The sequence below is a fragment of the Neorickettsia risticii str. Illinois genome (assembly GCF_000022525.1).
GTDB lineage: Bacteria > Pseudomonadota > Alphaproteobacteria > Rickettsiales > Anaplasmataceae > Neorickettsia > Neorickettsia risticii.
This window is the reverse complement of the sequence record NC_013009.1, coordinates 200,610-226,721: the sequence shown is the minus strand read 5'-3', so window position 1 is coordinate 226,721 and position 26,112 is coordinate 200,610. Positions and strand designations below refer to the sequence as shown.

At 41.5% G+C, this 26,112-nt stretch carries 25 protein-coding genes and 2 tRNA genes; 17 read left to right on the top strand and 10 right to left on the bottom strand.

What is annotated here, in order from left to right:
• Positions 1-58: 58 nt before the first annotated feature.
• Positions 59-964, bottom strand: a complete 906-nt coding sequence (gene thiL, locus NRI_RS01050) for a thiamine-phosphate kinase (protein WP_041351418.1) — start codon at positions 962-964, stop codon at positions 59-61.
• Positions 965-975: 11 nt separating this feature from the next.
• Positions 976-1,049: transfer RNA gene (locus NRI_RS01045), tRNA-Met, on the bottom strand.
• A gap of 223 nt (positions 1,050-1,272) precedes the next feature.
• Between NRI_RS01045 and sucC the strand changes: the two genes are divergently transcribed.
• From sucC to NRI_RS01005, 8 genes are all read left to right on the top strand, one after another.
• Positions 1,273-2,451, top strand: coding sequence for an ADP-forming succinate--CoA ligase subunit beta (gene sucC, locus NRI_RS01040; RefSeq protein WP_015816126.1), 1,179 nt, complete (start codon positions 1,273-1,275; stop codon positions 2,449-2,451).
• Positions 2,452-3,324 (top strand): succinate--CoA ligase subunit alpha, encoded by an 873-nt coding sequence (gene sucD / locus NRI_RS01035; RefSeq protein WP_015816124.1) that lies wholly within the window; start codon positions 2,452-2,454, stop codon positions 3,322-3,324.
• A gap of 201 nt (positions 3,325-3,525) precedes the next feature.
• Positions 3,526-3,957 (top strand): rRNA maturation RNase YbeY, encoded by a 432-nt coding sequence (gene ybeY, locus NRI_RS01030; RefSeq protein ID WP_015816123.1) that lies wholly within the window; start codon positions 3,526-3,528, stop codon positions 3,955-3,957.
• A gap of 162 nt (positions 3,958-4,119) precedes the next feature.
• A complete protein-coding gene (locus NRI_RS01025) occupies positions 4,120-4,701 on the top strand; it encodes a phosphatidylserine decarboxylase (RefSeq protein WP_015816122.1) in 582 nt (193 codons plus the stop codon).
• 6 nt (positions 4,702-4,707) lie between these two features.
• Positions 4,708-5,445, top strand: coding sequence for a CDP-alcohol phosphatidyltransferase family protein (locus tag NRI_RS01020; protein WP_015816121.1), 738 nt, complete (start codon positions 4,708-4,710; stop codon positions 5,443-5,445).
• Positions 5,446-5,518: 73 nt separating this feature from the next.
• Positions 5,519-6,169: an endonuclease III gene (nth, locus tag NRI_RS01015; protein WP_015816120.1), complete on the top strand. Its 651-nt coding sequence runs from the start codon at positions 5,519-5,521 to the stop codon at positions 6,167-6,169.
• A 93-nt stretch (positions 6,170-6,262) separates the two neighbouring features.
• Positions 6,263-7,675 (top strand): Mur ligase family protein, encoded by a 1,413-nt coding sequence (locus tag NRI_RS01010; RefSeq protein ID WP_015816119.1) that lies wholly within the window; start codon positions 6,263-6,265, stop codon positions 7,673-7,675.
• 405 nt (positions 7,676-8,080) lie between these two features.
• Positions 8,081-9,619 carry a porin gene (locus NRI_RS01005; protein ID WP_015816118.1) on the top strand — a complete coding sequence of 513 codons (1,539 nt, stop codon included), beginning with the start codon at positions 8,081-8,083 and terminating at the stop codon, positions 9,617-9,619.
• A 125-nt stretch (positions 9,620-9,744) separates the two neighbouring features.
• Here NRI_RS01005 and NRI_RS01000 read toward each other — a convergent pair whose 3' ends face one another.
• From NRI_RS01000 to NRI_RS00990, 3 genes are all read right to left on the bottom strand, one after another.
• A complete protein-coding gene (locus NRI_RS01000) occupies positions 9,745-10,488 on the bottom strand; it encodes a TIGR02186 family protein (protein ID WP_015816117.1) in 744 nt (247 codons plus the stop codon).
• A 2-nt stretch (positions 10,489-10,490) separates the two neighbouring features.
• Positions 10,491-11,426: a sulfite exporter TauE/SafE family protein gene (locus NRI_RS00995; RefSeq protein ID WP_015816116.1), complete on the bottom strand. Its 936-nt coding sequence runs from the start codon at positions 11,424-11,426 to the stop codon at positions 10,491-10,493.
• Positions 11,427-11,694: 268 nt separating this feature from the next.
• Positions 11,695-12,603, bottom strand: coding sequence for a polyprenyl synthetase family protein (locus tag NRI_RS00990; protein WP_015816114.1), 909 nt, complete (start codon positions 12,601-12,603; stop codon positions 11,695-11,697).
• Between the two features lie 269 nt (positions 12,604-12,872).
• Between NRI_RS00990 and NRI_RS00985 the strand changes: the two genes are divergently transcribed.
• The 3 genes from NRI_RS00985 to purE all read left to right on the top strand — a co-directional run bounded on the left by NRI_RS00985 (position 12,873) and on the right by purE (position 15,531).
• A complete protein-coding gene (locus NRI_RS00985) occupies positions 12,873-13,883 on the top strand; it encodes a TAXI family TRAP transporter solute-binding subunit (RefSeq protein ID WP_015816112.1) in 1,011 nt (336 codons plus the stop codon).
• A complete protein-coding gene (gene tsaD, locus NRI_RS00980) occupies positions 13,880-14,869 on the top strand; it encodes a tRNA (adenosine(37)-N6)-threonylcarbamoyltransferase complex transferase subunit TsaD (RefSeq protein ID WP_015816111.1) in 990 nt (329 codons plus the stop codon). The genes NRI_RS00985 and tsaD overlap by 4 nt, the downstream gene beginning before the upstream one ends.
• 182 nt (positions 14,870-15,051) lie before the next feature.
• Positions 15,052-15,531 carry a 5-(carboxyamino)imidazole ribonucleotide mutase gene (gene purE, locus NRI_RS00975; RefSeq protein WP_041351579.1) on the top strand — a complete coding sequence of 160 codons (480 nt, stop codon included), beginning with the start codon at positions 15,052-15,054 and terminating at the stop codon, positions 15,529-15,531.
• An 87-nt stretch (positions 15,532-15,618) separates the two neighbouring features.
• On the opposite strand, the gene NRI_RS00970 is transcribed toward purE, so the two are convergent.
• Entirely contained in the window at positions 15,619-16,413 is a 795-nt protein-coding gene (locus NRI_RS00970; protein ID WP_015816110.1) for a response regulator transcription factor, read from the bottom strand.
• Between the two features lie 485 nt (positions 16,414-16,898).
• Here NRI_RS00970 and secA point away from each other — a divergent pair, with 485 nt between their 5' ends.
• From secA to NRI_RS00945, 6 genes are all read left to right on the top strand, one after another.
• Positions 16,899-19,313 carry a preprotein translocase subunit SecA gene (secA, locus tag NRI_RS00965; RefSeq protein WP_015816109.1) on the top strand — a complete coding sequence of 805 codons (2,415 nt, stop codon included), beginning with the start codon at positions 16,899-16,901 and terminating at the stop codon, positions 19,311-19,313.
• A 277-nt stretch (positions 19,314-19,590) separates the two neighbouring features.
• Positions 19,591-20,025 carry a helix-turn-helix domain-containing protein gene (locus NRI_RS00960; protein ID WP_015816096.1) on the top strand — a complete coding sequence of 145 codons (435 nt, stop codon included), beginning with the start codon at positions 19,591-19,593 and terminating at the stop codon, positions 20,023-20,025.
• 102 nt (positions 20,026-20,127) lie between these two features.
• Positions 20,128-20,571: a JAB domain-containing protein gene (locus tag NRI_RS04065; RefSeq protein WP_015816108.1), complete on the top strand. Its 444-nt coding sequence runs from the start codon at positions 20,128-20,130 to the stop codon at positions 20,569-20,571.
• Positions 20,568-20,837 (top strand): JAB domain-containing protein, encoded by a 270-nt coding sequence (locus tag NRI_RS04060; protein ID WP_081436397.1) that lies wholly within the window; start codon positions 20,568-20,570, stop codon positions 20,835-20,837. Before NRI_RS04065 ends, NRI_RS04060 begins: the two co-directional genes overlap by 4 nt.
• 55 nt (positions 20,838-20,892) lie before the next feature.
• Complete coding sequence (locus NRI_RS00950) at positions 20,893-21,903, top strand: NAD(P)H-dependent glycerol-3-phosphate dehydrogenase (protein WP_015816107.1); 1,011 nt, start codon at positions 20,893-20,895, stop codon at positions 21,901-21,903.
• A 135-nt stretch (positions 21,904-22,038) separates the two neighbouring features.
• Positions 22,039-22,377, top strand: coding sequence for a thioredoxin family protein (locus NRI_RS00945; protein WP_015816094.1), 339 nt, complete (start codon positions 22,039-22,041; stop codon positions 22,375-22,377).
• A 108-nt stretch (positions 22,378-22,485) separates the two neighbouring features.
• Here the strand turns inward: NRI_RS00945 and NRI_RS00940 are convergent, their stop codons facing one another.
• The 4 genes from NRI_RS00940 to NRI_RS00925 all read right to left on the bottom strand — a co-directional run bounded on the left by NRI_RS00940 (position 22,486) and on the right by NRI_RS00925 (position 26,091).
• Positions 22,486-23,187 carry a phosphatidylglycerophosphatase A gene (locus tag NRI_RS00940; RefSeq protein WP_015816106.1) on the bottom strand — a complete coding sequence of 234 codons (702 nt, stop codon included), beginning with the start codon at positions 23,185-23,187 and terminating at the stop codon, positions 22,486-22,488.
• Positions 23,188-23,275: 88 nt separating this feature from the next.
• On the bottom strand, positions 23,276-24,529 hold the full coding sequence (locus NRI_RS00935) for an adenylosuccinate synthase (protein ID WP_015816093.1): 1,254 nt from the start codon (positions 24,527-24,529) through the stop codon (positions 23,276-23,278).
• An 87-nt stretch (positions 24,530-24,616) separates the two neighbouring features.
• The gene (locus NRI_RS00930) at positions 24,617-26,008 is read right to left on the bottom strand and encodes a TldD/PmbA family protein (RefSeq protein ID WP_015816105.1); all 1,392 of its coding nucleotides are present in this window, start codon (positions 26,006-26,008) and stop codon (positions 24,617-24,619) included.
• Between the two features lie 9 nt (positions 26,009-26,017).
• Positions 26,018-26,091: transfer RNA gene (locus NRI_RS00925), tRNA-Ile, on the bottom strand.
• Between the last annotated feature and the right edge of the window lie 21 nt (positions 26,092-26,112).

The window sequence follows — 26,112 nt, the reverse complement described above, 5'->3', positions numbered from 1 at the left end:
CCAAACTTAAGTCTGCGTAGACCGCTTTACTCCCTATAACTCAACCATACTGCCTAGTTTAACGATGTACAAAGCCTGAACTGTCAAAATAGATCTCTCTTCCGAACGAGTCAAGCACTCTAACTTCCCCCATGCCTTCTGAAACAAAACCGATCACCGGGTATTTTCTTGTCACGGGATTTTCTCGAGGAACAGTAAAAAGCAACTGGTAGTCGTCACCTGCCGTTAGGAGCTCTTTACGAATCTCCGGTTTTTTGAGCAATACGCTTTTTGCTTCATCGGAAATAGGAACCTTATCAAAAAAAATCGTGATAGAAACCGCAGAATTCTTTGCTAGGTGTTGAGCTTCACTTAACAAACCATCAGAAATATCAATGCAAGAAGTCACGCTAGAGATTATATCCCTACTCACATCAAGACATGGCTCCGGCAAATCATACTTGCCGCGAAAGTATGAATTTTCTTGCAATTCACCTTGATACGAAAGTAACCCCAGGTGCGAGTCACCTATCGGCCCGCTGATACAGAGCTCATCTCCGCGTTTTGCACCGGAACGACTTAAAACATGCTCCGCTTTTTTCCCGATCATCGTAACACTTATGAGAAGCGGCCCAGAATGAATAACCGTATCACCCCCAAAAAGTTTAATTCCATAGCAGTGTTGATCATCAAGAAGGCCCTCAGCAAATCTGTTCAGCCATGTTGAACTTTTATGTTTTTCACCTAAGACAAGTCCGAGAAAATAACCGACTGGTTCAGCACCCATTGCAGCAAGGTCGGACAAATTCACTCTCAAAGCTTTTTTTGCAAGATTACGCGGCTCTGCAAAGGGAAAGAAATGAATACTTTCTACCAAGAGATCTTTCGTAATAACGAAATCATCAAGCACAAACGCATCGTTTAGAAGAGAAAAGGGCTCTGCAATTCTAGAAATAATCTCAGAAAGAATCCGATGCTCGTTCATAAAGAAGGAAATAGCGAAAGTGGGACTCGAACCCACGACCTACGGATTATGATTCCGCCGCTCTAACCAGCTGAGCTACATCGCCATGTGAGATCGCAATTGTACGTCTTATGGAACATAAAAACAACACGCACAAATCTTAGAGCTAAATCTGCCAGGATAATTCATCGTATCACGTCACGGCTCTTTACATCCAAGGTTTCCATAAAAACAAAGCCATCATGTTAACAGTCTAGGTTGTTTGGGCAAATCTTACGTGCTAAAAGGTACTCAGCTGTGTAAGAAAATCTTTCAGGATAAGCAAACAAATGAACATTCATGAGTACCAAGCAAAGGAGATACTGCAAGTCTATGGCGTGCCCACGCCCGCCGGGTTTTTGGTCCAAGAGAATACAGAAACCTCAGAAATCGCAAAAAGTCTAGCTCGACTAGGTGGCGAGGTATTTGCAGTGAAAGCTCAGATACATGCAGGGGGAAGAGGTAAGGCTGGCGGTGTCGTGATTTGTCGTTCTGTTGAAGAGGCGATAGATAACACGAAAAAAATGCTTGGTATGAACCTGGTAACTCATCAAACTTCTCCAGCGGGGCAGAAAGTACGGAAGGTCTACATTGAGGCTGGACAGTCGATCCTGAAAGAATACTACTTAAGCATGGTGGTTGATAGAGAAAGCGCGAAAGTAGCTATAATTGCCTCAGAAGAAGGCGGCATGGAGATAGAGGAAGTTGCAAGACTAAAACCAGAAAAAATCAAGAAAGTCTTTGTAGATCCGAGTATTGGTATATCCGACTTTCACACAAGGAAAATAGGATTTGAGCTGGGACTCAGTCTTGCTCAAATTAAGCAGTTCACGCCGCTCGTGAAGAAATTGTATGCTCTATTTGTCACAAGGGATGCCTCCCAAGTTGAAATAAACCCCCTGATAGCAAATAGTAGAGGTGAGTTCATAGCTTTAGATGCAAAGATTAACTTTGACGATAATGCACTTTATCGTCACCCAGACACGCTAGAACTAAGAGATTTATACGAAGAGGACCCCAAAGAAATTGAGGCATCAAAATACAACCTCAACTACATCAAAATGGAAGGTGACATAGGTTGTATGGTAAACGGAGCCGGACTCGCGATGGCAACAATGGATATCATAAAATACTATGGTGCTAGTCCTGCAAATTTCCTAGATGTTGGTGGTGGGGCCAACCTAGAGCAAGTCACGAACGCATTTAAAATAATTTCGTCTGACAAACATGTCACTGGCATATTAGTGAACATTTTCGGTGGTATTATGCGTTGCGATATCATCGCGAAGGGTATAGTTGCAGCAGCCAAAGATATAGGTCTTACTATGCCTTTGGTCGTCCGTCTCTCCGGCACTAACTACTCTGCTGGAATGAAGATTATTGAGGACTCTGGACTGAATATTGTGACCGCCTCCGAACTTGGTGATGCGGCACAAAAGATCGTAAAACTGACAAGGAAGGAAATTTGAATGGCAATTTTAGTTAACAAAGAGACACGGGTTATCTGTCAAGGATTTACAGGCCACCAGGGTACTTTTCACTCTGAACAGGCTATTGAGTATGGTACAAAAATGGTTGGTGGCGTAACACCCGGTAAAGGAGGTCAAATGCACCTGGGACTACCGGTTTTTAACACCGTGTACCAGGCAAAAAAAGAGACTGGAGCAAATGCAACAGTGATATATGTCCCGGCACCATTTGCGATGGATGCAATTCTTGAAGCAGTTGATGCGGAAATAGAATTGATCGTGTGTATAACAGAGGGAATTCCTGTTCAAGACATGATGCGCGTTAAGAGCGCATTGAGTAACTCTAAAAGCCTGTTGATAGGTCCAAATTGCCCGGGCATCATAACGCCTGGTGAATGCAAGATAGGTATAATGCCAGGATATATCCATAAGCGTGGAAAAGTAGGCATTGTCTCTCGCTCTGGGACACTCACCTATGAAGCGGTTGCACAGACAACACAAATGGGCCTCGGACAATCCACATGTATTGGTGTGGGTGGTGATCCAGTAAAAGGACTTAGCTTCGTGGATTGTGTAAAAATGTTCTTGGACGATCCAGAAACTGAAGCAATTGTCATGATTGGTGAAATTGGTGGTTCAGCTGAGGAAAAGGCTTGCGCATTGTTGAAATCATCACAAACTAAAAAACCAACTGTTGGTTTTATTGCCGGTGCTACTGCTCCTCCTGGAAAGAGGATGGGCCACGCTGGAGCAATTATTTCGAGTAGTGATGAGTCTGCAGAAAGTAAGATAAGAGTGATGAAAGACGCCGGAGTCGTAATTGCGGAAACTCCGGCTCTGATAGGTAAAACGGTTGCAGATCTCATAGCATAAGTATTTTTGACGGTGTCAACAGATATGAGATACCGATTTTCCTGGATTTTTATCGCGTTAAGATAAATCGGGGTTATTTTAGGCCGGGTGTTTTTTGTCTGCTTTAGTGCATCTCTAGCTTCGTTAATATATTGAGTTTTCTCGCACAATTAAGTAAAATTATTAATTCTTTGTATTGGCCGCAATATCTGCTACGTTGGTATGCTAGAAATTCGAATCATAGACCCCCGTTGGACAAAAAAAATAAAGAATCTCGATGCCTTGCTACAAAAAGCCTTTGAATGTTGTCTAGAAGGAAAGAAGGCTGAGTTCTCTGTCGTATTGACAGATGATGAGTTTATAAGAACCTTAAACAAAAATTATAGAGGAAAAGATGCTCCAACCAACGTTTTGTCATTCAATTACACAAACGAACAAATCGGAATTGGAATCATAGGAGAGGTGATACTTTCTTTTGACAGGCTAGTTATCGAAGCCCTGGAGAATGAAATTAAATTTGAAGACCACTTATTGCATATGTTCATTCATGGGGTGTTACATGTACTAGGTTATGATCATTCCTCTGACAAGGAAACATTGGCCATGGAAAAAAAAGAAGAGGAAATTCTGGAGAAATTAGCTCTATTCGGGTAATTGCAAAATGAATTTTGATGTAGTACTGAATTGAGAATATCCAGGGGGATTTATATATTCGCATCGTGACTAAATTTTCGCTTCATAAGGAAGGCCTGCTCAGTATTAGCTTTGCAATAGCTTGCACAGCGGTAGCATTTTTTTTTTGTTCCTGCACTAGGTTTGTGTGGAATCTGTGTTACTGCACTGGTCACCTACTTTTTCAGGGATCCGCAGCGCGCAATAGCGGTATCAAGAGATTTTGTCCTTAGTCCGGCAGATGGATTAATTTGCAAGATCGAAAGTGCTTTACCACCACAAAGTAGTGAGCTGGTCGAAGAAATGCAGAAAGTTAGTATTTACTTAAGCCCCTTGAATGTGCATGTTAATCGTATACCAGTTGATGGCATAGTGAAAAGACTACACTATGTGCCTGGAAAGAATTTGCGTGCTGACTACGATAGCTCCGAGGATGAAAACGAGAGACAGGAAAGCACAATAGAGATGGCAGACGGTAGGAACGTGGTGGTTGTTCAACAGACAGGTTTTCTTGCGCGGCGTGTGGTTTGTGATTTGAAAAAAGATCAGCAAGTTTCTGCCGGAAAGCGATTTGGCATTATTAAGTTTGGCAGCAGGGTCACTGTATATATCCCAAAAGATATGCCCCTGCTTGTTTCTGAAGGACAAACTGTCGTCGCTGGCGAAACGATTCTGGCATTGCTTCATGAGACGGCATCTTTTGTAACTGAGCGTTTTCTCGACTGATAGATTGTGAAGAGTCGTTCTGTTCCGATAACAAGGTTTTTCCCTAATTTTATTACGTTTTGTGGTTTGTGTCTTGGGCTCACTTCGATAAGGTTTTCGCTCATAGGTCGCTGGGAGCTCGCTATTGGAGCAATTGTGGTTGCAGCTATTATGGACGGGATAGACGGCCGTTTAGCTAGGATGTTTGAGTCGAGTTCCAATTTTGGCGCAGAACTTGATTCTTTAGCTGATATGGTGAGTTTCGGTGTAGCGCCCGCATTCATGTTGTACCTGTGGGAGTTGCACAACATCAGAGTCTTCGGTTGGGGAATTACAATGGTGTTCGTTGTCTGTATGGCTGTTCGTCTTGCACGATTTAACGTCACTGCTATATTGCCCGGAACAAATGGAGAACCACAAAAATTCTTTTGCGGCATTCCTGCTCCAGCTGGAGGAATCTTAGCTGTGCTTCCAGTAATACTTATATTCGCCTCCAACGATTGCAGCTTTGTTGTGCTATTTGCAACACACCACTATTTTTTACTCGGTTATCTTTCAGTGATCTCAATGCTCACTGTAAGTAGTATACCAACCTTCTCACTAAAAAATGTTGCCGTCCCGCATTATTTAGAGTCCACATTAATATTTCTCTTTGTCACCATTGCAGTCGCTTTGATACTTAAACCATGGCTCACAATATCTGTTTTAGCTCTGTGTTACATCTGCTCAATGCCACTTTCTTGTTTCACATACTCGAAAAGGTAATGTGAAACGGATGATAGCAAAGCTGGTAGTGAAGTACACAGTTTCGTTGACGGGTGTGAAGGTTCTATAGCTTATGATGCAAAAAACACATCCTTCACGTTCCTGGGTGGTTGAAATCCTAGAAAGGTTTCAGAGACAAATGCCAGAGCCCAAAATCGAGTTAAAATATATAAATAAATTTACGCTTATCATAGCGGTGCTGCTATCCGCACAGTCCACAGATGTTAGTGTAAACAAAGTAACAAAAGCTCTATTTCGTGTTGCATACGAACCAGAGCATTACGCAAAAATGGACCTTGCAAAACTGAAGGAGTATATAAAAACAATCGGTTTGTACAACAACAAGGCAAAAAATATCATCGCCTTAGCAAAGAAACTGATTTCGGATAAACAGACTGACATACCTAATAATTTTCAATATCTACAGTCCCTTCCAGGAATAGGAAGAAAGTCAGCGAACGTGATATTGTGTACACTCTTTGGAGAAAAGAGAATTGCTGTAGATACACATGTCTTCAGAGTAAGCAACAGAATAGGACTCGTGCATGCAAGAAATGTCTTAGAAGTAGAGAAACAATTACTTGAAAGCATTCCACAAACCTTCCTACCACAAGCGCACCTGTGGCTTGTCTTGCATGGAAGGTACGTCTGTAAAGCAAGGAGACCAGAATGCGAAAACTGTATTATCAAGGACCTGTGCAACTTTAAGCTGGGTATAAAATAAGCGTTAAATAAGGTAAATTTGTTGTATGGAATCCTGCTTCGGATAGGATGAACTCATCGCAGAAGATGGAGTAATATTTAGGGGAGGAAGAAGATGGCTGCGCTATACGAGCAAATTTGCCTAGAAATATCAAAGGGAAGAATCAAGAACATTACTTCGGATCCTCAAAAAGTTGGGAAAGATTTCCTATTTTATGCGCCATCAGAAAAAGAACACGCACACATCCGGGAGGCAATCAATCGTGGCGCGAAGAGCATACTAACAAATCAAAAATATGAAGAATGCCTCGAACAAGGTGTTGATTTCTTTGTGCACGCTCAACCACAGCAGATATATCACGGAATATGCTCTTTCATGTGGAAGAAACAGCCAACATTTGTGTGTGCAATAATTGGTACAAGTGGAAGGAAAAGTGTCGGGCATTTTTTCTCTCAAGTATGCACACTAGCCGGAAAAAAAGCCGTCACTTTGAGTGTGTCAAACGAACCAATGGACACTCCCAAGTTATGGCAAGAAAAAGATCATCTGATATCAGATGCTGCAGACATGTACAACATTCTTGACGATCTAGCAGAGAGAAGGATCGAATATTGTTGCTTAGCGATTTCAGCTGCAGCAATTGAAAGCAGGATGATAGATAGTGTTAACTTAAAGGCTGCTGCTTTCACCAATCTGCTACGCGACGATTTAGAACAACCTGAAGATGTAGATAGACGCCTTCAGACGAAAATAAGGCTGCTCTCAGAGATATTACCCGAGAATGGCATTATGGTGCTACCAGTCGCTAGTGAGTACACAACAAGAATAATGCAACACTGTCCAAATAAAAAAGTTTGCACATACGGAAGAGCCACAAGCGACATACAATTGATCTCTCAATTGCCAACACAAAAAGGACAAATACTAACAATGAAAATCCTTGGAAAGGAAATGGTTGTTCATACAAATATACTCGGAAAGTTCCAAGGGAATAATCTTGTAACAGCAATGGGATTAGCTATCTCATGCGGCATAGATCCATCCAGCATTGAACATGAACAAATTAGCCCATTGGCTGGGTATATGGAGTTTCTAGAAGACTACGGAGAGGAGCGCAAAATTATGACAGATTGTGCCCAAACCCCGAGTGAACTGCATGATCTTCTACTTTCTATCAAGTGGCATTTTCCGTATAATGATGTCACCCTCGTGCTCAGATGCAGCGAGAATTATGAGGCAAGGAATACCCTAAAGATGGCCAAAATCGCAGCAAAAATGGTAAATAGGATAATCTTCACTAGCGATAGCCATGGTAGCATGTTAACGGAGAAAACTCGGCGCGAACTTATGTCTTGCTGCCCAAAGGCAATTGAAATTGAGGATAGAAAAAAAGCGATGGAATACGCGATAAATAACTGCAAACCGTCCGAGATTATCGTGATGCAAGGGGTGAAATCATCAATAGACAAGAGTAGTGTTGCAGACGACGCAGCTGCAATGCTAAAAGCGGTAGTTGCTCCTCAATAGGTTTCCCCAAAGATCACTTATGCGTGGACATACCATCATGCATATACTGGGGACCACATCTGGATGGGCAGTTTCATTCGTTCTCCTTTGTCTAGCACACCAAGTGTGATATAAGTGCATACTCCTTGGTTGCTTTACCGTACTCTGTATATCGGCAATAACCGACTCTTTCCGCCTCTCCACAAGTGTTTTGTATCGACAAAATCCCTCAACAACTGAAATGCATAGTACTTAGTGCTGGACTTTTTGATAATTAAGCTGTATCTTCAGGAAGTATTGCAGTTTCTCTGTTTACGAAAACGTATTATCCATGTAACATTCGGAGAGAAGGGTTCGCTATTTATTACGCTCGTAGAGGCATGACCTGGATGGAAACGTTTTTATGTTATTTTTTACTAGAAGCTTATGTATAAACTTAGCAAGATATTACTTTTGACGGCGGCACTAGCCGGCGTCGCAGGCGCGTCCGAGGTGCCTTTGACAGAGGATCAAGTTCCGGCTGTTGAAAAAACGACATCAAATAAACCATGTGTCTGCAATAAAACAGGCCCTAATCAGGTCAAGGCCCGATTGAGTAAATTTGCGGACCGTTGTACAACTGGGGGAACTGGCTCACCGGGGTGCAGTTGTAATGGCTCGTCTGACCCAAACGGGATCGATAACTGCGATGCTGTGAATTTCGTGTTTAGAGTAAAGGGTAGTAACGATTTCTCGTTCGGTTACGGAAGTAATAAGGATTTCTTCAAATTAGCAAAAGGTCTTCCAAAGATCGATGTCCTTGTAGATGCAAACGGTAAGGATATCGAGTCATCCTATAATGGCACCACTAGCAATGACGCTAGTAGTAATAGTGTGAAAAACGTTAAGACACTGTCTGACGGTGGTATTCTAGGTGATTACACACGTAACACTGACTTGTTCAACAAGCACAAATTATCCATAGAAGCTAGACGTACACTAGGCAACTTCGCTTATGGTGGTTTCCTAGAAGCAGAGTTTAGTAGAAAGGACGCGATTGCTGCCGATAATGCGTACGTTTTCTTTGAAACCGGTTACGGAAGATTTGAAATGGGCCGCGTCAGTGATAGTGCTGTACAACCAATCAGGATTGATGTATCTTCCATCGCTGCTGTTGGTGGTGGTTTTAATGATCTGAGTTGGACGACACTTGCTAATCTTGAAGGACGCCCTCTAGGTGCTACGCATAGCACGGGAACAGGGAGCAGTAGCCAGAGCAAACGTCACAAGGATGTACAACGCCCTTTCTTGGTGCACGCAGATTACTATACCCCGTACAATAATCCACTAAGAGCTAACTTCATTACTACTGGACTGGGCAATTTGCGGATGGCATTAGGTTACACAAACTCTACTGCGGATGGCACGTACCATGACATTATTGATATGGGTGCTGGCTATGTTGGGAAAAAAGGAAATCTGAAATATGCCATTTCCTTTAGTGGTCAGGCCGGTCTCAGCGCTCCAACTGGTGATGAACATCATCCACTCAGACGTTTTGAAGTCGGTGCATCGGCTCAGATTCACACTATAAAGCTTGCTGGATCATGGGGTAGTACGTACCTCTCTGGAGTTAAAAAATTGAAGGACATGCAGCTTGATTTGAGTAAGGCTTTCGCCGATAACAGTCAACTCAAAGCAACAGACGGTGATAGTGCTTACATGACTTTCGGTGCTGCATATGAAGAAGGCCCTGTAATGTTTAGCCTTGGCTATATGGAGAGTTACAATACCTTCGTGAAAAATGTTGGAGTGAATACACTCAGAGTTGTTTCCCTTGGTACGCATTATCGCATCACTGGAAGCACGTATGAGCTCACACCTTACATTAACACCAAGTGTTTCATGGCTCAGGAGACTGGGATTAAAGCTGAAGACAATAACAAAGGTTTTGTCCTGACTTCTGGTGTGAAGGTGTCGTACTAATTTAAGTTTTTCATCATATGGTGGCGAGGCCCACAAATATCAATATTATTTTTGTGGGCCTTGTCTTTCATGCTGTTTTCACTGTACCACTATAGGTTATTGTATTGCTTTTGTGGGATTTTTTTCTATAGAGGTGGTCTTTTTCCTTTGCCTTTCAATAGAGTTTTTGCCATTCGCGGCAATATAGATCCAATCCAACCTATAATAAGTGCACCGCTGACTGCAGCCAATGCGTAAAGTGGTGGGTGTGAGCGGCTTAGTTCAAAAATACACCCATCGAGACCTGTTTTCACTATCAGAAGTGGCGTTACTTCGATCCCTATAATCTTGTTCTCCCTTAGTGCAACTACTTCGACAACATACTCCCCTTTTGGTATATTGCTTGGAAGAAAGATACTTCCACGAAAGAGACCTCCATTGATTATCTCAATTTTGTTATCGAACTGATAAAGAGAGTCACGGACCTTACTTTCAGTGAACGCAGTCATTTCGCTACTTGAGCTTGAAATATACGAAAACGGCGTGAATTCTCCGTGAAATACCTTATCAACTTCTTCGTATCTATGATTTGAGGAGGAAAAAGAAAAGAATAGAGGCATCATCTTTATCTCAACCTTAGCACCATTTGTCCACAAACCAAAAACTCGGATCTTTTTGTGTACAGCAATATCTTTTTTCGGACCATGGATAATAACTATAACGTTGTCTGCTTTTTCCATAACTGCTCCAAAAACTAGTATTTTTTTTCCTGTAAATTTAGAATGTATCTCAACTCTGTTAGGCGAAAGATCCGCTATAATAGAAAAGCTATTCGCTTTACAGGGCAGTAGACAAAATGCAACAAAAGCAAAAAACCTTTTTATTTTCACTATCAAATAATAGAAAAAGAATATGGATTTTCAGGTGTCACAAGCAATGTAAACACCAACCTGAGTACAGCACCAAACATCACAAAAGCAAGCAATAATCTAATTACCACTGGGTGGAAAATTAAGTTTAGTTTTGCTCCAAAAGTGACACCACAAATCGCACCAATACTCAATAAGAATCCTAAAAGCATATCCACTGTACCTAGTGTGATTGTATGAAAAAAAACAGTGGCAACAGAAACCAATACAGATTGAGCAACTGAGGTTCCTATTGCAATGCGGACGGGAAGATTGAAAACATACATGAGCACAGGAACAAGAATAAACCCACCGCCAACCCCCGATATGGATAGAATCACACCTACAACTGTCCCAAAAAGAAAAAGAGCAACTAGACTTATATCACCCTTTGCACTACGAAAGTAATACCGAAGAGGAAGTCCATTAACCAGTTTTATGAATTTATTTTTGTAAGGCTTTTCCATATGTTCATGAAGCCCTATTTCATTACGAAACAAAAATAATAATTTGCGAATGCTGTCAAATGCCATAACACACCCTGTAATACTGAGCATGACAACGTATACGAGAAAAATTGCAATATCGACGTTTCCTGTATTACGTAGATACATCAATAAAAATGATCCCAATGTTATCCCAAACAGACTACCAAGGGAGAGAGAAAGAGCTATTGGTAAGTCTGCGTTTCCCTGTTTGAACTGGTTGAGGAAGCTAGCAAACCCAGATGCAATTGTCTGATTTACAGCACTAGAAACTGCTACCGCTGGTGCAACACCCATAAAAATTAAGGTAGGAATAATAATGATATTTCCACCAATACCAAAAAGTCCGGCCATAATTCCTGAAATCAGACCCAAAGCAATTACTGCATATAGGGGTATTGCAACTTCAGCTATTGGGAAATAAATCTGTACCATAATCGAAAGATTTTATGTAAAAAATTGATAAATGCGACTACCCAAAGCAAAACTCCGATCTCTCTTGGGAAGAAGACACTCAACAGCGACAAATACCATCTACCCACTTACAAGATGGAAAACACATGAACTATCTCAAAGAGAACCTTTTACAACAGAAATTTTAGCAGCACTAGCATGAATACAATACAAACTCTAATTAGTTTAGTATGGCCTTTCGGCAGTGTACCTAAGAAAAGTCTTCATTGTGAGTAAACTTGCACTGTTTTCAAATATCGAGAGTTTTTTTTTCTGCCTTACTAAGGTAGTCACGTGCAACTTCCATCGCTTTTGCTAGAGCATCCACTTCATACATAAAAAACCGCGCTTCCTGTATGTCTTTTTCCTCTGTAAAAAATACCTCGCGCCAAAATTCCTTTGCAGCCTTAGATCTTGCATCTCTGTACGCAATGACACACGGTAGAGTAAATTTACACTCTCGAAAATCATTGCCAACACTTTTGCCAACTTCCTGAGACTCTCCATAGTCCAGAACATCATCAATAATTTGGAATGCCATACCTATCAGAAATCCTATTTCTCTAAGGATAACAACATACTCCTTTTTACCAGTCAGTATCGCTGCTATTTCTGCAGCAGCGGAAAACAAGACAGCTGTCTTTCTTGCAATAACTTCCAAATACTCAGATTCACTAACTATCTCACCAATACTTTGAAGCTGTAGCATTTCACCCTCAGAGAGCTGCTTTGCCGTTTTTGAAAGCAACAACACCACGCTCAGGTTCTCACACTCTAAAATAATCTCAAAGGCTACACTGAGAAGGAAATCACCTGTAAGAACACTTATTCTATTTCCATGAATGCTTTTTATATTAGGCTTACCACGACGAATACTGTTTTCATCTACAACGTCGTCATGCATGAGTGTCGCATTGTGAATTAGCTCAATTGTTGCGGCAGCACGAATTTCTACATCAGTATCGGAGTTTTCACAAAGAGCAAAGGAAAGCAGGGATAATAAAGCCCGTATCCTTTTACCACTAGAAAGCATTTTCTTTGCATCCTCTATGCTCCTTAGCTTCGTAAATGTGGCCATAGAATCATACAACACTTCCTCCACGGAGCGCAGTTTTTCAGAAAAAGATGCATTCAAAAAATCGTAAGTGGTCACATTCATAGAAATTATGATACACTGCCCAGAAAACGGAGCCCAAAGGAAAATAGGAACTACGGGTCTTGAACAACAAGCAAAGAATAAACCACATACGTAGCAATAGCAAAACTCAGTTAGTAAAAATTAAGAAAGCGTCACTTTGGAGAATATGTGTTGGCAGACTACTGGAGCTAAAAGAAAAATACTGAACGATTGCCTTTTAATCGACTCCCGTTTGTATTCGTTGTTGTTGTCAAATATAATTAAGACTGCAGACGCTGTAAAGGTTCTAGATGTTAAACTTTCGCTCCAATCTGTTGGTACTCTTCTTTTTATCGCTGCTCTTGAACCATGCAATCGGTGAAGAACGCTACTTCATGAGGGTGGGTACGGGCTCTATCTCCGGAGTATACTATGCCACGGGCAACACAATATGCAGATTCATCAGAAAGTACTCGATAAATGATAACACACTCGACGTATCTTGCTCAGTCCAATCCACACCCGGTACTATGTACAATTTGAACGCCCTCAGAAATGGTGACTTAGAACTTGCAGCAGCACAAGAGGATTGGGCCTATGACGCATACAATGGCACGGGGCTCTTTAGTTCTATGCAACCTATGTCCTCACTTCGTTCACTTTTTTCCACGCACAAAGAGGCCTTTACTGTTCTCGTACGAAAGGACTTAGGAATAAGAGATTTTGATGGAATCAAACATAGGATCGTTAACATTGGTGCACCCGGCACTGGAGTCAGAGGGACCATGGAAAAAATCATGAGAGTCAAGGGATGGACAAGTGGTGACTTTAAACTTACCACGGAGTTGAGCTCATCTGAGCAAGTGCGTGCTCTTTGCGATGGCAAAATTGATGTAATGACAATGGTTATAGGCCACCCGAGTGGGCTTTTTCAGGAAGCTTCTGCTACCTGTAGTGTGCAACTCGTATCATTAGATGATGAAACAAGAAAGAAGTTACTTCTAGACCATCCGTATTATTATTCTTATGACATTCCCGTTGACCTTTACCCAGGATTAGCTGAGGAAGAAACAAAAACCATTGCAGTGAAATCGGGGTTTTATGTTCTTGAAGATTTTTCTGATGATAAAGCATATAAGTTGGTAAGCAGCGTCTTCTCGAATTTTTCCGCTTTACAAGGAACACATCCGGCTTTTTCGCACATAACAAAAGTTGATCTCATTCCAGAAGCTGGGAATATACCAATTCATTCAGGCGCGAAGCAGTTTTACAAGCAAATTGGTCTCCTGCGGGATTCTGGAGGGAAGTCTTACCCTGAATGAACAATCATGTAATTTTAGGCGTAGAGACAAGTTGCGATGAAACCTCGGTTGCAATTGTTTCCGAAGAGGGAGAGGTTTGTTTTCACGAAATTTTCACCCAGGACCATAGCAGATATAATGGGGTCTACCCGGAATTTGCATCCAGGGAGCATTTGAAAATTTTACCCCAGATACTACGAAGGGCAGCTCAAGCGCACGATCTTGAAAAATTGACAGCAATTGCTTGTACAGTTGGTCCAGGATTGGTTGGATCGCTGATAGTTGGAGTGATGATGGCTCGTGGTCTTGCATTTTCACTTAAAAAACCTGTTTTTGGAATAAACCACCTCGAAGGACACCTACTTGCTGTGAGACTTGCAAAGAAAATTAATTTCCCATTTGTTTGTCTCGTGATTTCAGGAGGACATTCTCAACTTATCGATGCAAGAAAGATAGGTGATTATGTCCTTCTTGGAGAAACACTGGATGATGCATTTGGTGAAGCATTTGATAAGCTAGCAACTATGCTTGGATTCACATACCCCGGAGGAAAAACTGTAGAAAAGCTCGCAATCAAAGGCGACTCAGAACGTTTTCGTTTACCAGCAGCACTGATAAATCAATCTGGTTGTAATTTTTCCCTATCAGGGATAAAAACAGCTCTAAAAAAAATAATTACTTCATTGCCCCAAATAACAGAACAAGATAAGGCAGATATTTGCGCATCATTCCAGGCATGCGTGGCAAGAATTGTGCTCAGTAAATTAGAACAAGCTGTGAAAATTTGCAACCATTCTAAGGTTGTATTAGCTGGAGGAGTTGGCTCCAATCTTTACATAAGAAAAATATTAGAAGAGTTTGCAAAGAATCGCGACTTATCGCTGCACTTTCCAGAAGGTATTTTATGTACGGATAACGCAGCAATGATAGCCTGGGCAGCTATAGAGAGACTTAAGGCAGGCTGTACAGAACTATCTCTGGAGCCACAACCAAGACTACGTTGGTAGAAGTTTCTATTACCCCCGTGAGAATCATGACTAAGAGGAGATGTACCAAAATGGGTTTGTGTGTGGAAATCCAGGTCCAATTATTCAATTTCGTTCTTGATAATTATTTGGGACCAAACGTGTATCCATATTGAGTACTTTTATGGATGAATTAGAATTTTATATTTGTTGCAATGGTGAGAATGAGTTCTAACAAAGTAGCAATAGTAATGGGCAGTACGTCTGATTATCCTACTATGCAGTATGCGGAGAAAATACTAGAACAGTTGATAGTACAATTTGAGACTTATGTGATATCAGCACACAGAACTCCAGCAAGGTTATACGAGTTTTCAAAAAACGCAGCAGACAAAGGAATTAAGACAATAATAGCAGGTGCCGGAGGAGCAGCTCACTTACCAGGAATGATTGCAGCCATAAGCGATATTCCGGTCCTAGGAGTACCAGTAGAAAGTAAGGCGCTTAACGGTTTGGATAGCCTACTTTCGATATGCCAGATGCCCGCAGGCACGCCAGTTGGCACTCTTTCTATAGGAAAAGCCGGCGCAGAAAATGCAGCACTCCTTGCTTGCAGGATACTCGCCCTGCAAGATAAGGACTTACAAAACAGACTGAAAACCTGGATCAGAAAGCAAACAGAGGCCGTACCTGAAAGGCCCTAAACAGAGGAGGAACGCCCTTTACCCGTGGCACGAGAAAAGCAGGAAACCCCCAAATCTTGGACACCCTTAATGCTACAACTTTCTCACTTAGGTGGTACTCTTCTGGAGCTCATGCCCAGCCTCGGCTCCCATAGGATTATCATCACCCATAGAAACAGCTTTAGATTTCTTCACGCTTCTTATTGGGGGAACATTCTCATTTAACGTGTACCCTCTTCCCCAAACCGTCTCTATGTAACTCACACCGTCGTTATAAGCAGCCAGCTTGCTGCGCAATTTGCAAGCGAAAACATCGATAATCTTTTGCTCTGTTGGCTCATTGTTAGAATAAAGGTGGCTTATAAACTTGTCCTTAGATATTATGGCTCCCCTACCATGAAGACACATCAACTCTAACATTGAGTATTCCTTGTTTGTCAGTTGCACAACTTTACCGCGCATCTTACAAACCTGCATGTGAAAGTCCACCAGCATATTACCAAGTTTGAATTTTGAAAAGTGGTGACTGAAGCATCTTCTCAGAACAGCCCTTATGCGAGCAAGGAACTCACCCTTATGTAGCTCACTCTTTGCAATGAAATCATCAGCACCAAAATCGAAAGCCTTAATCCTGTTCTCATAAGAGGAGAGAGCAGAGAAAAATATCACGGGAGTTTTTATGTTCTTGCAACGCAAATTTAAGATCATATCTAAGCCATCTCCGTCCGGGAGAACCCTGTCCAGGATAATAAGGTCATACTGATAATCGCCCTTGCTGGAATTAATCAGTGCTGAAGCATCACGGCAACAAGAAGCCGTGTCACAAACATACCCAACAGAGGTAATAATACTCTTCACGTAATCTGTTACCTTCTGTTCGTCATCGACTACTAATATACGCATCTCAACTCCACCCTACGGCAAAAAAATCAAATCAAATTAGGCACAAGAAAAACGCCCCTAAAATCGGGAAACACTCACACCATAAAACACAAAAGACCACTAAGTGCGGTTACTTATACATCATAGTTTGTAAATTTTTGATTAACCATACGTTAACCGAGATCAACGCCTTGCTTAACATAAACACGAAAATTTAAACTTTACACCCAACGGGAAAACCCTGACTTCTGAAAGTACCGCTTAAAAACGCCATTCCGATTATAGCATCTTCTTAGAATATTTTCCACATGTACAACCTTTTTGCATAACCTCCCCCTTAAAATACCACTTTCCAGTAGTATTAAGACAGCGCCGAAACAAACCAGATGTGAACTTCATCACTTCAGAAACAAAAGCAAAAGATGTACTACTTGGGCACATATTTGCTAATCTCCAAACAAGAGCATAGAATATTGACCTGTATGTGGTAACGCTCTTCAGGCAAGATGCTAGATTTAGTGCACAAAATTTTTGACTCTCGCAATCGAAAGATCAAGGGAAAGCTAAAAGATGGTGTGGAGCAAGTCAATAGTCTTGAAGCTAAGATTAGTGGACTCTCAAGTGACGAGCTTAGAAATAAAACTAGCGAATTCAAAGAAAGATTGTTCAAGCAAAGCGCTTCACTAGATGAAATACTACCTGAAGCATATGCATGCGTCAGAGAGGCTTCAGTCAGGACGCTAGGTATGCGGCATTTCGATGTGCAAATCATGGGAGGAATGGTACTGCACTGGGGAATGATAAGTGAAATGCACACAGGCGAAGGTAAAACACTTGTCGCAACTTTGGCAGCTTATTTGAATGCTCTACCTGAAAAAGGTGTACATGTGGTCACAGTGAACGACTACTTAGCTCGAAGAGATACAGAGTGGATGAAGCAGATATACAGATATCTAGGGTTACAAGTTTCTTGTGTTACCTCTGATATGCGAGATCCTGAAAGAGCGCATGCATACAAAGCAGATATCACTTATGCCACAAACAACGAGCTAGGCTTTGATTATCTTCGCGATAACATGAAGTTTTCCAAAGGAGAAATGGTTCAGCGGGACCTTCATTATGCGATTGTGGATGAAGTTGACTCGATATTGATCGATGAAGCACGCACACCGCTCATAATCTCCGGTGTGACGGATAATGTCTCATACCTGTATGCAAGCATGAACAAGCTTGCAGAAAAACTCGACAGCACCTTGTACACAGTTGATGAAAAAACAAGAACCGTTTCTCTCACAGAGGAAGGACAAGAAGCTGTAGAAAAGCTGTTGATGGCCGAAAAATTCATAGAGAGTGGTTCATCTCTCTACGAACCACAAAACCTTCAACTTGTACATTGTTTGAATCAATCTTTAAAAGCAATTAATCTTTTCCAAAAGAACAAGGACTACATCGTTCAAGAGGGCCAAATAGTTTTAATAGATGAGTTCACGGGCCGTATGATGCACGGGAGACGGTATTCGGAAGGATTACATCAGGCACTTGAAGCCAAAGAAAATCTCAAGATCCAAAATGAGAACCAAACACTTGCATCTATTACATTCCAAAACTACTTCAGGATGTACGGCAAACTTTCGGGCATGACAGGAACAGCCGCAACAGAAAGAGAAGAATTCTCGACAATATATGGACTGGAAGTTGTACAAATACCATCGCATCTGCCAGTACGCAGAGTCGATCATGATGATGAGATATATGCTTCAAAAAAGGAGAAATACGAAGCTATCCTGGCACTTGCAAAAGAATGTCATGAAAAACTACAACCCATCCTTATTGGAACAACAAGTATAGAAAATTCCGAAGAACTCTCACGTGAACTGAAAAAGGCAAAGCTAAAGCACTCCGTACTGAATGCGAAACAGCACGCTTTTGAAGCAGAAATTATTGCACAAGCTGGTAAACCCGGAGCTATAACTATAGCCACAAATATGGCCGGAAGAGGAACAGATATCCAGTTGGGCGGCAACCTTAATTTTAACGTTTCAGCAAACGATGAAACTGAAAAAGAGCACGCGAAGAACGAAGAGATAGTGCGGAAAGCTGGAGGACTCTACGTTATTGGTACTGAAAGACACGAAAGCCGTCGCATTGATAATCAACTCAGAGGGAGGTCGGGTAGACAAGGTGATCCAGGTGAATCAAAGTTTTTTCTCTCGCTCGACGATGATCTATTACGTGTATTCGGTACTCCAGGGATACGCAACATGCTGAAAAAGCAGCTTTCCAATAACGGTGCCATAAAACATTCCTACGTAACACGTTCCTTGGAAAAGGCTCAAAAGAAAGTAGAGAGCCGTAATTATGAGATCAGAAAAAACCTTATTAAGTTCGATGATGTGATAAATGAACAGAGGAAGGTCATCTTCAGCCAGCGGAACAACATCATGGAGAGTGGTGATATAGATCTCTTACCGATAGTGACAGAGGTGAATAGCAAAACTCTTGAGAATACGCGATCTAAGAATTTTTATGATATTTCAACTCTGGTCCACAGTATGCAATCGATATATAACGAGGACTTCAAAGAACTACACAAAACCGAAGATATTGAAGGCTTCATAGACTCGAAAACAAAAAGCATCATTGCAGAAAAAGAGCGCGCACATGTGGAACTTCTTTTGGAAATAAAAAAACGCATAATGATAGCGATACTAGATCAACTATGGAAAGAGCATTTGCAGTTTCTAGAGAATCTTAGATTAAGTATAAACCTAAAGGCCGTTGCACAGAAAAACCCGCTTATCGAATTTAAACATGAGGCATTCCAGGCTTTCCAAAGGCTCTCAGAGCGGTGGCATGAAAATATCATAGCGTCTTTTGTCCGCGTAAAACTTGTTGAACGGATGCATATGAAAGTCATTTAGCATTTGTTTAAGTAAATGCTTCCTTTGGGTTTTCCCGATTTTATTAGGAAATATCATATATTTTGGCGGGTTATCTTGACTAATCGATGGTTCTATTGGTATAATCCTACGCGTGGTGTTTCCTGCTAGGAGCGATTTGCTTCCCGTGGCTTTTTGTAGAGAGAATAGGATTTATCATATTAGTATTGTTAATAATGCCAATATGATTGTTGTTGTTTATCTACCGGTTAGGAGTTAGCATAATACTTTACGTTTATTCACGGTACAGTGTTTTTATATGCCTAAAATCTCTGAGAATTTTAAGAAACGTGCGGAAACTGACGTGATGATTGGAAAGCAGATTCGTAGGCTTAGGACCCTTAAAGGTTATAGCCAAGCTGCCATAGCAAAGGAAATTGGTGTAACCTTCCAGCAGCTTCAAAAATATGAATGCGGTGCGAATCGCCTTTGCGTAAGCAGGCTGCTTGACATATGTAAGTTTTGTAAAGTTTCGCCCTCCTATTTTTTTGCCTCGCTAAATAAGGAACAAGAAGGGGACACATTGCACGATTCAGAAAACAGCATAGAGTTTGAACATGAGAATGAATGTAACAAGGAGCTTCTGGTTTTAGTGCGTGCGTTCAAGTCCATTACACAAGATTCTGTAAGAAGTAAGGTTCTCTCATTGGTAAAGACAATGTCTCAAGCTTATGGAGAGGAAAAAAATGAGTAATATAAGGTGCGACCGCTGCGAAATACCCTATTTCAGCAGAATTTGATTTTTCTGTTTAATCTCGTTCTAGCGGTTCGCGATGAGTAAGATGTCGAGCTGACTATGAAAAAGTTGAGACAAGAAGATGCAGAAGTTGTACCTGAGTCATTGCGTAAGGGACATAGACTCAGACTTCGGCAGCGCATAATACAAAGTGCAGGTGGTACTATATCAGAGTTGGAATTGCTGGAGTACTTGCTCTTTGGCACCCATCCGAGAATTGATGTTAAGCCTTTAGCTAAGTCTTTGCTGAAAGAGTTCGGAGATTTTAAGAAACTTTTCGCTGCTGATCATGACGACTTGAAGAGCGTGAGCGGCGTCAATGATGCTGTTGTTGCACTCATCAAAACCGTGCGCGAGAGTATGAAAGCAATTCTAAGAAAGGACCTAACATCCAGAACTACCCTAAAATCGTGGAAATCAGTTGTAGACTACTTGCGTTTAAGTATTGGAAATAACCCTGTCGAGACAATACGTTCCTTTTTCTTAACAAGAAATATACCCTGATCAGAGAATATGTTCAAGAACTTGGCGCCACTGATCACACGCCGCTTTGCATGAGAGAAATCATTAAGAAATGTTTAACCTGTGGCGCAAGTGCAATGGTTATTGCACATAATCACCCTAGCGGTAATCCCCTACCCTCTCAAGAGGACTTACTCTTAACCGGAAAGTTGAAGAAGATCTGTCAGAAAGTGGACGTACAGCTTGTAGATCACTTTATTGTAACACCACATGATCATTTCAGCTTTGTGGTTAACGGGCTTCTCTGATGACAGATAGACAGCTTTGATGTACCATTCTATCGACAATCAAACTATAGTGCTCATGGACTCAGTCGTTATTGGTGGAGGGGCATGGGGAACTGCAATCGCGAACCTTCTCGCGTTCAACACCCAACACGTGACAATTCTTTGCAGAAATACAGCGGTTATCGATAGTATAAACGAGAGGCATATTAATGCTAAATACCTACCTACCTTTACACTCAACAAAAACATCTCCGCTACGAGCAGGACGGACGTCTTAAAAAGTGCGGTGTTGATTTTCGTAGCTGTCCCATCTCAGAGCATGCGAGAACTCCTCCAAAAAGTCAAAGAAAATATCGAAGAGAGCGCCCAAATCATACTGTGTAATAAGGGAATAGAAAGAAAATCTTTGCTTTTGATGAGTGAAGTCGTTCATGAAGAACTTCCTAAAAATGATATCTTCGTCCTTTCTGGACCAAATTTTGCACATGAGATACTTAGCAAGAAACCTTCTTTTAGTAACTTGGCTGGACGTAACAAAACCATTTATGACAAGATAGCAAATGCACTCTCGACGGAAACATTTTTTACAAAATATATCGCGGATATTAATGGCACCCAGATACTCGGAGCTTTCAAGAACGTTATAGCAATAATTTGTGGTCTACTGGTTCGTATGGACGCAGGTTCGAATACTCTGTCAGCGCTTATGAGCCTAGCATTGGAGGAAGCTCGCTCTTTCATAACAATAAAGAATGGAGATCCAACTACTATAATGGAATTTTGTGGGATAGGTGATCTCGTTCTCACATGCTTTTCAAATAAATCACGCAATTTCAGCTATGGTTACAGACTTGTCGATAACTACAGTGAAAACGCGTTAGTTGAAGGAAAAGCAACATTGGAATCATTATACGAATTAGCTCGTGTGCATAACATAAACTGTGTGTTAACAAATACGTTATACGCTGTAGCTCAATTTAGATCGCATGGCACGAGCTCTTTTGAGCAAGATATTAAACGGGAGCTTAATGCGGCTTTTATGAACTTATTAGGTCGCACGAAAAAATCCTTAAAGTTGGATAGGTAAGCCTTCCAGAATAAGGATTGTAATGACATTACTACAGTCATACAAGATAGTGCTTCTGACATATCCTGCAGGTATGTTAATATAAAATTATTTATTCTGTTAAATAATTAATAACGACTTTGCAAGACGAATGTTATGGATCTGATTACAGAATTAAACGCAACAGACCGGATAGCGCTCGAGGATGGTCAACTTGGCATAGTGGAGTTTTACCTTCCAACATGTAAAGCATGTAACAATTTCGCATCCACGTATGAAGAACTCGCACAAGAGAATCAGGAAATGAAATTCTACAAGATGAATGTCACTAGCAATAATGGCGAGAGCCCGAGTCAGATGTGGAAAGTAAGGGCAGTCCCAACCGTAGCAGTTTTCACAGAGAATGTATCGCCAGACAATGAACTAGCAAGAATACTAGGCAACAAACCTAAAGAAGTTGTACAAACGCTACTTGAAAAATATAAGCCTTCGTAAGGGGTAAGTATTAGAATAATACACTCTCCCACCTCCTAGATAAGTTGTGCAAGAACCACATGGAAACCACACACTACGGAGGTGCAACATTCTTTTTTTGCTTATCTATTACAAATATACCCAAGGAATCCCTCTGTTGAGAAAGACTCCAGAAAAAACTTGCTTATAGAACTCAACGACATCGATGAGCAAGAGATTGAATAGTATGAAATTGAGCGCATAAAACAAGGCAGAAGCATATATGGCATTGAAAAAGCCCTCAAGCATGTTGCTAAAAGCGTTGTTGTAATCCCTTTCGATCCAATAAGACGGCCAAGGCTTCACTATATCTATCAACCTGAAAACAAAATATGGAACCAATGTCGTTATGAAATAAGTTGCATATTTTAAAAACCAGTCTGCACAGTTCAAGAAGTGAGCACATATGAAGGAATTAAACAGAAAAATCTGAGTCAAAGTCTTGATAATTGCAGGGACAGAAAGCGCAAGCATAAGGCACTGCCCGAAGGCAACGTGTATCGTTATCTCATATCTACTCTCAGAGAACACAGTCTTCTGGAAGAAATATATACCGATCAATCCAAGAAACAAGAGCACCAGAGAGAAGATAAGCAAAACCTGAGCCACAAGCACTGCAGGTACGGAAAACCCAATGGTAAAGTACACAACCAATAAAGCTAACGGAATCGAAAAAAAAGCCGTCCAATGACTTTGCCACTCAGGAAGATATCCAATCCAGAAAAAAGTAGTTATCATCCTAGACGGTATAACAGCGCCAACAATCCTTCTTACACTTGAAACACTAAACATAAGACCGCAATCTCTACTCTAGGACACTCACAAAGAAACCCCTACTTACCTTCTCGCTGTGGACAAAACAACGACATTGATTTTCATATTACTTATGAAGAACCTGGGTCCTCTCGGGCCCATTAGAAATCATAGTAACTGGCAGATCAAGACATTTTTCAATCGTCTCCACAAAACTTTTTGCTTCATCGGGAAGATCGCAAAAAGAAGTAACGCCAACAGTTGATGATCTCCAGCCTTTCATTACTATATACTGCGCTTCATACTCGCTATAGCAAAGTTTACTAGGACTACAAATTTCAATCAACTTACCTTTTTTACTTTTGTAAGCACAACATAAAAAGATTTCATTAAAAGAGTCTAAAACATCAAGTTTTGTTATAATAATTTCCGTTACCCCCGCAACAGCATTGACATACCTAACTAAGGGAAGATCACACCAACCACATCTTCTGATCCTTCCACTTACCGTACCAACTTCCTTTCCCAGTTTCTGTAACTCGCTACCAAACGCATTATCCTGTTCAGTCGGAAAAATACCCTCTCCAACGCGTGTAACATAGCCCTTCATGACCCCTATCACCCTATTCGCACAGCCAAGCGCAGCACCATTCATCACTTGACCCAAACCCGAGGAGCCTGAGGTCACAAATGGATACGTACCATGATCTATGTCGAGTAGCATCCCTTGGGCTCCCTCGTAAAGTTTACTTTTACCAGATAAAATACCACGCATTTCACATGGAGGAACCGCATAACAGAGTAGATTATCCCTTATCGCAAAGAGTGATGCAAAGAGAGCCTCCTGACAAATCTCCTGAAGCCCAGCTCCTTTACGTACGACATTATGATAGTATGAAAGCCCTGCCAAAGCCTTTCTTAATTGCTCTTCAGATCGTAAATCACATAAACGTATACCTCGCCTAGCGACTTTATCCTGGTAACATGGACCAATACCACATTTAGTGGTTCCTAGTTTCTGTTTTTGCTCGAACAGAACATCCAACTCCTTATGTATAGGAAGAACAAGATGACAGTTGTCGGCAATCAACAGTTTACCTGGGTGTATTTGGACGCCTTCCTTCTTCAACAAATGAATTTCATCTAGTAGACCTTGTGGGTCAAGAACAACTCCATTACCAATAACGGAAACAACATCCTCCCTCAAAATGCCTGATGGTAAGACTCTAAGCTTATAGGTTCTCTCGCCCACAATTACTGTATGCCCAGCATTATTTCCACCGTTAAAACGGACAACACTGTCGAAGTCGCCAGCAAGATAATCTACGATTTTACCCTTACCCTCATCACCCCACTGTAACCCTATAACTGCAGCGTCCATACAGCTCTCCAAAAACACCGAAGACCCCGGATTGTAACATGAGGGAATATAGTAAGAAAAGCTTAGAACATAGGATAAACAGGAAATTTAAGCAGTCCCACCAACAGTAATTTTATCCACGCAAATGGTTGGCTGACCAACACACACAGGCACTGACTGCCCATCCTTACCACAAGTACCTATCCCGTCATCGAGTTTGAGATCATTTCCAACAGCTGAAATTCTTTTCAATATAGTTGGACCATCCCCAATAAGTGTAACCTCTTTGACTGGTACTGTGACCTCACCGTCCTCTATTAAGTATGCTTCAGATGCCGAAAACACAAACTTTCCAGACGTGATATCGACCTGACCCCCTGAAAAATCGACAGCATAAATACCGCTTTTAACACTCTTTATTATTTCACCCGGAGTTTTATCACCAGGCAACATATATGTATTTGTCATGCGTGGCAGCGGAATGCTCATATAGCTCTCGCGACGCCCATTACCAGTAGACTGTTTATCCATCAACTTAGCGTTCATAAGGTCAAACATATAACCGTGGAGGATCCCATCCTTTATCAGAACATTATATGAAGATCGTGTACCTTCATCATCGACATTAATGGAGCCCCTAGCCTCATTGATCCTGCCGTCATCAACAACACTGACAACATCAGAAGCGACCCTCTTACCAATCAGACCGGAAAAAGCGGAAACCCCTTTACGATTAAAATCAGCTTCTAGCCCATGACCTACAGCTTCGTGCAACAAGACACCTGGCCATCCGCTCCCTAAAACCACTGTCATCTCACCAGAAGGGCAAGGTACAGCTCGCAAAGCGACCTCAGCTTTGTGAAATGCACGATCAACAACAACGTACCAGTCTTTCATTAACTCAGAAAGCCCGAATCTCCCACCTTTACCCGAAGTGCCCCCTTGAGCTCCACCTTTCTCATCCTTTAACACAACTGAAAACCCTAAGCGCACCATCGGCTGTTCGTCAGTTACGGTTTCTCCAGTATTTTTAATGATTCCAATTCTCCGGACAAACCGCATAAGAGTAACAGAAGCACTAGCTATGTTTTTGCTCTTTGATAATGCATAGTCGTAAACCTGACGCAGAAAAGCGATCTTCCTGTCAAACGAGAAGGAATCATCTTGGACTTCGAATCTATAAAGAGGATCTCCGCATACGATCTCATGCGTCGCCCCCGCCATCATAGCCGAGCCATCTGCTAGACGGTTTTTCCGAATAAAATCACTAGCTTCAAAGATACTAGCATCGCTCAAGTGTGAAGAGTGCGTATAGAGCACCTTATCGCCATAAAACGCACGGAGACCAAATCCAGAAGAATCGGCACAACTACTCTCAGCAAGTACACCATCTTCGAACTTCAGAATCTCTGAAAGAGAGTACTCGACAAACAACTCTCCCCCATCAGCACCCTGAAGAGCTGACACAATAACAGGAACAAATTTTTCGAGATCCAACATATAAACCGGTGGGCTTGAGAAGACTTGAACTTCCGACCTCACGCTTATCAGGCGTGTACTCTAACCAGCTGAGCTACAAGCCCACATTCCAAAAACAGGCAGGC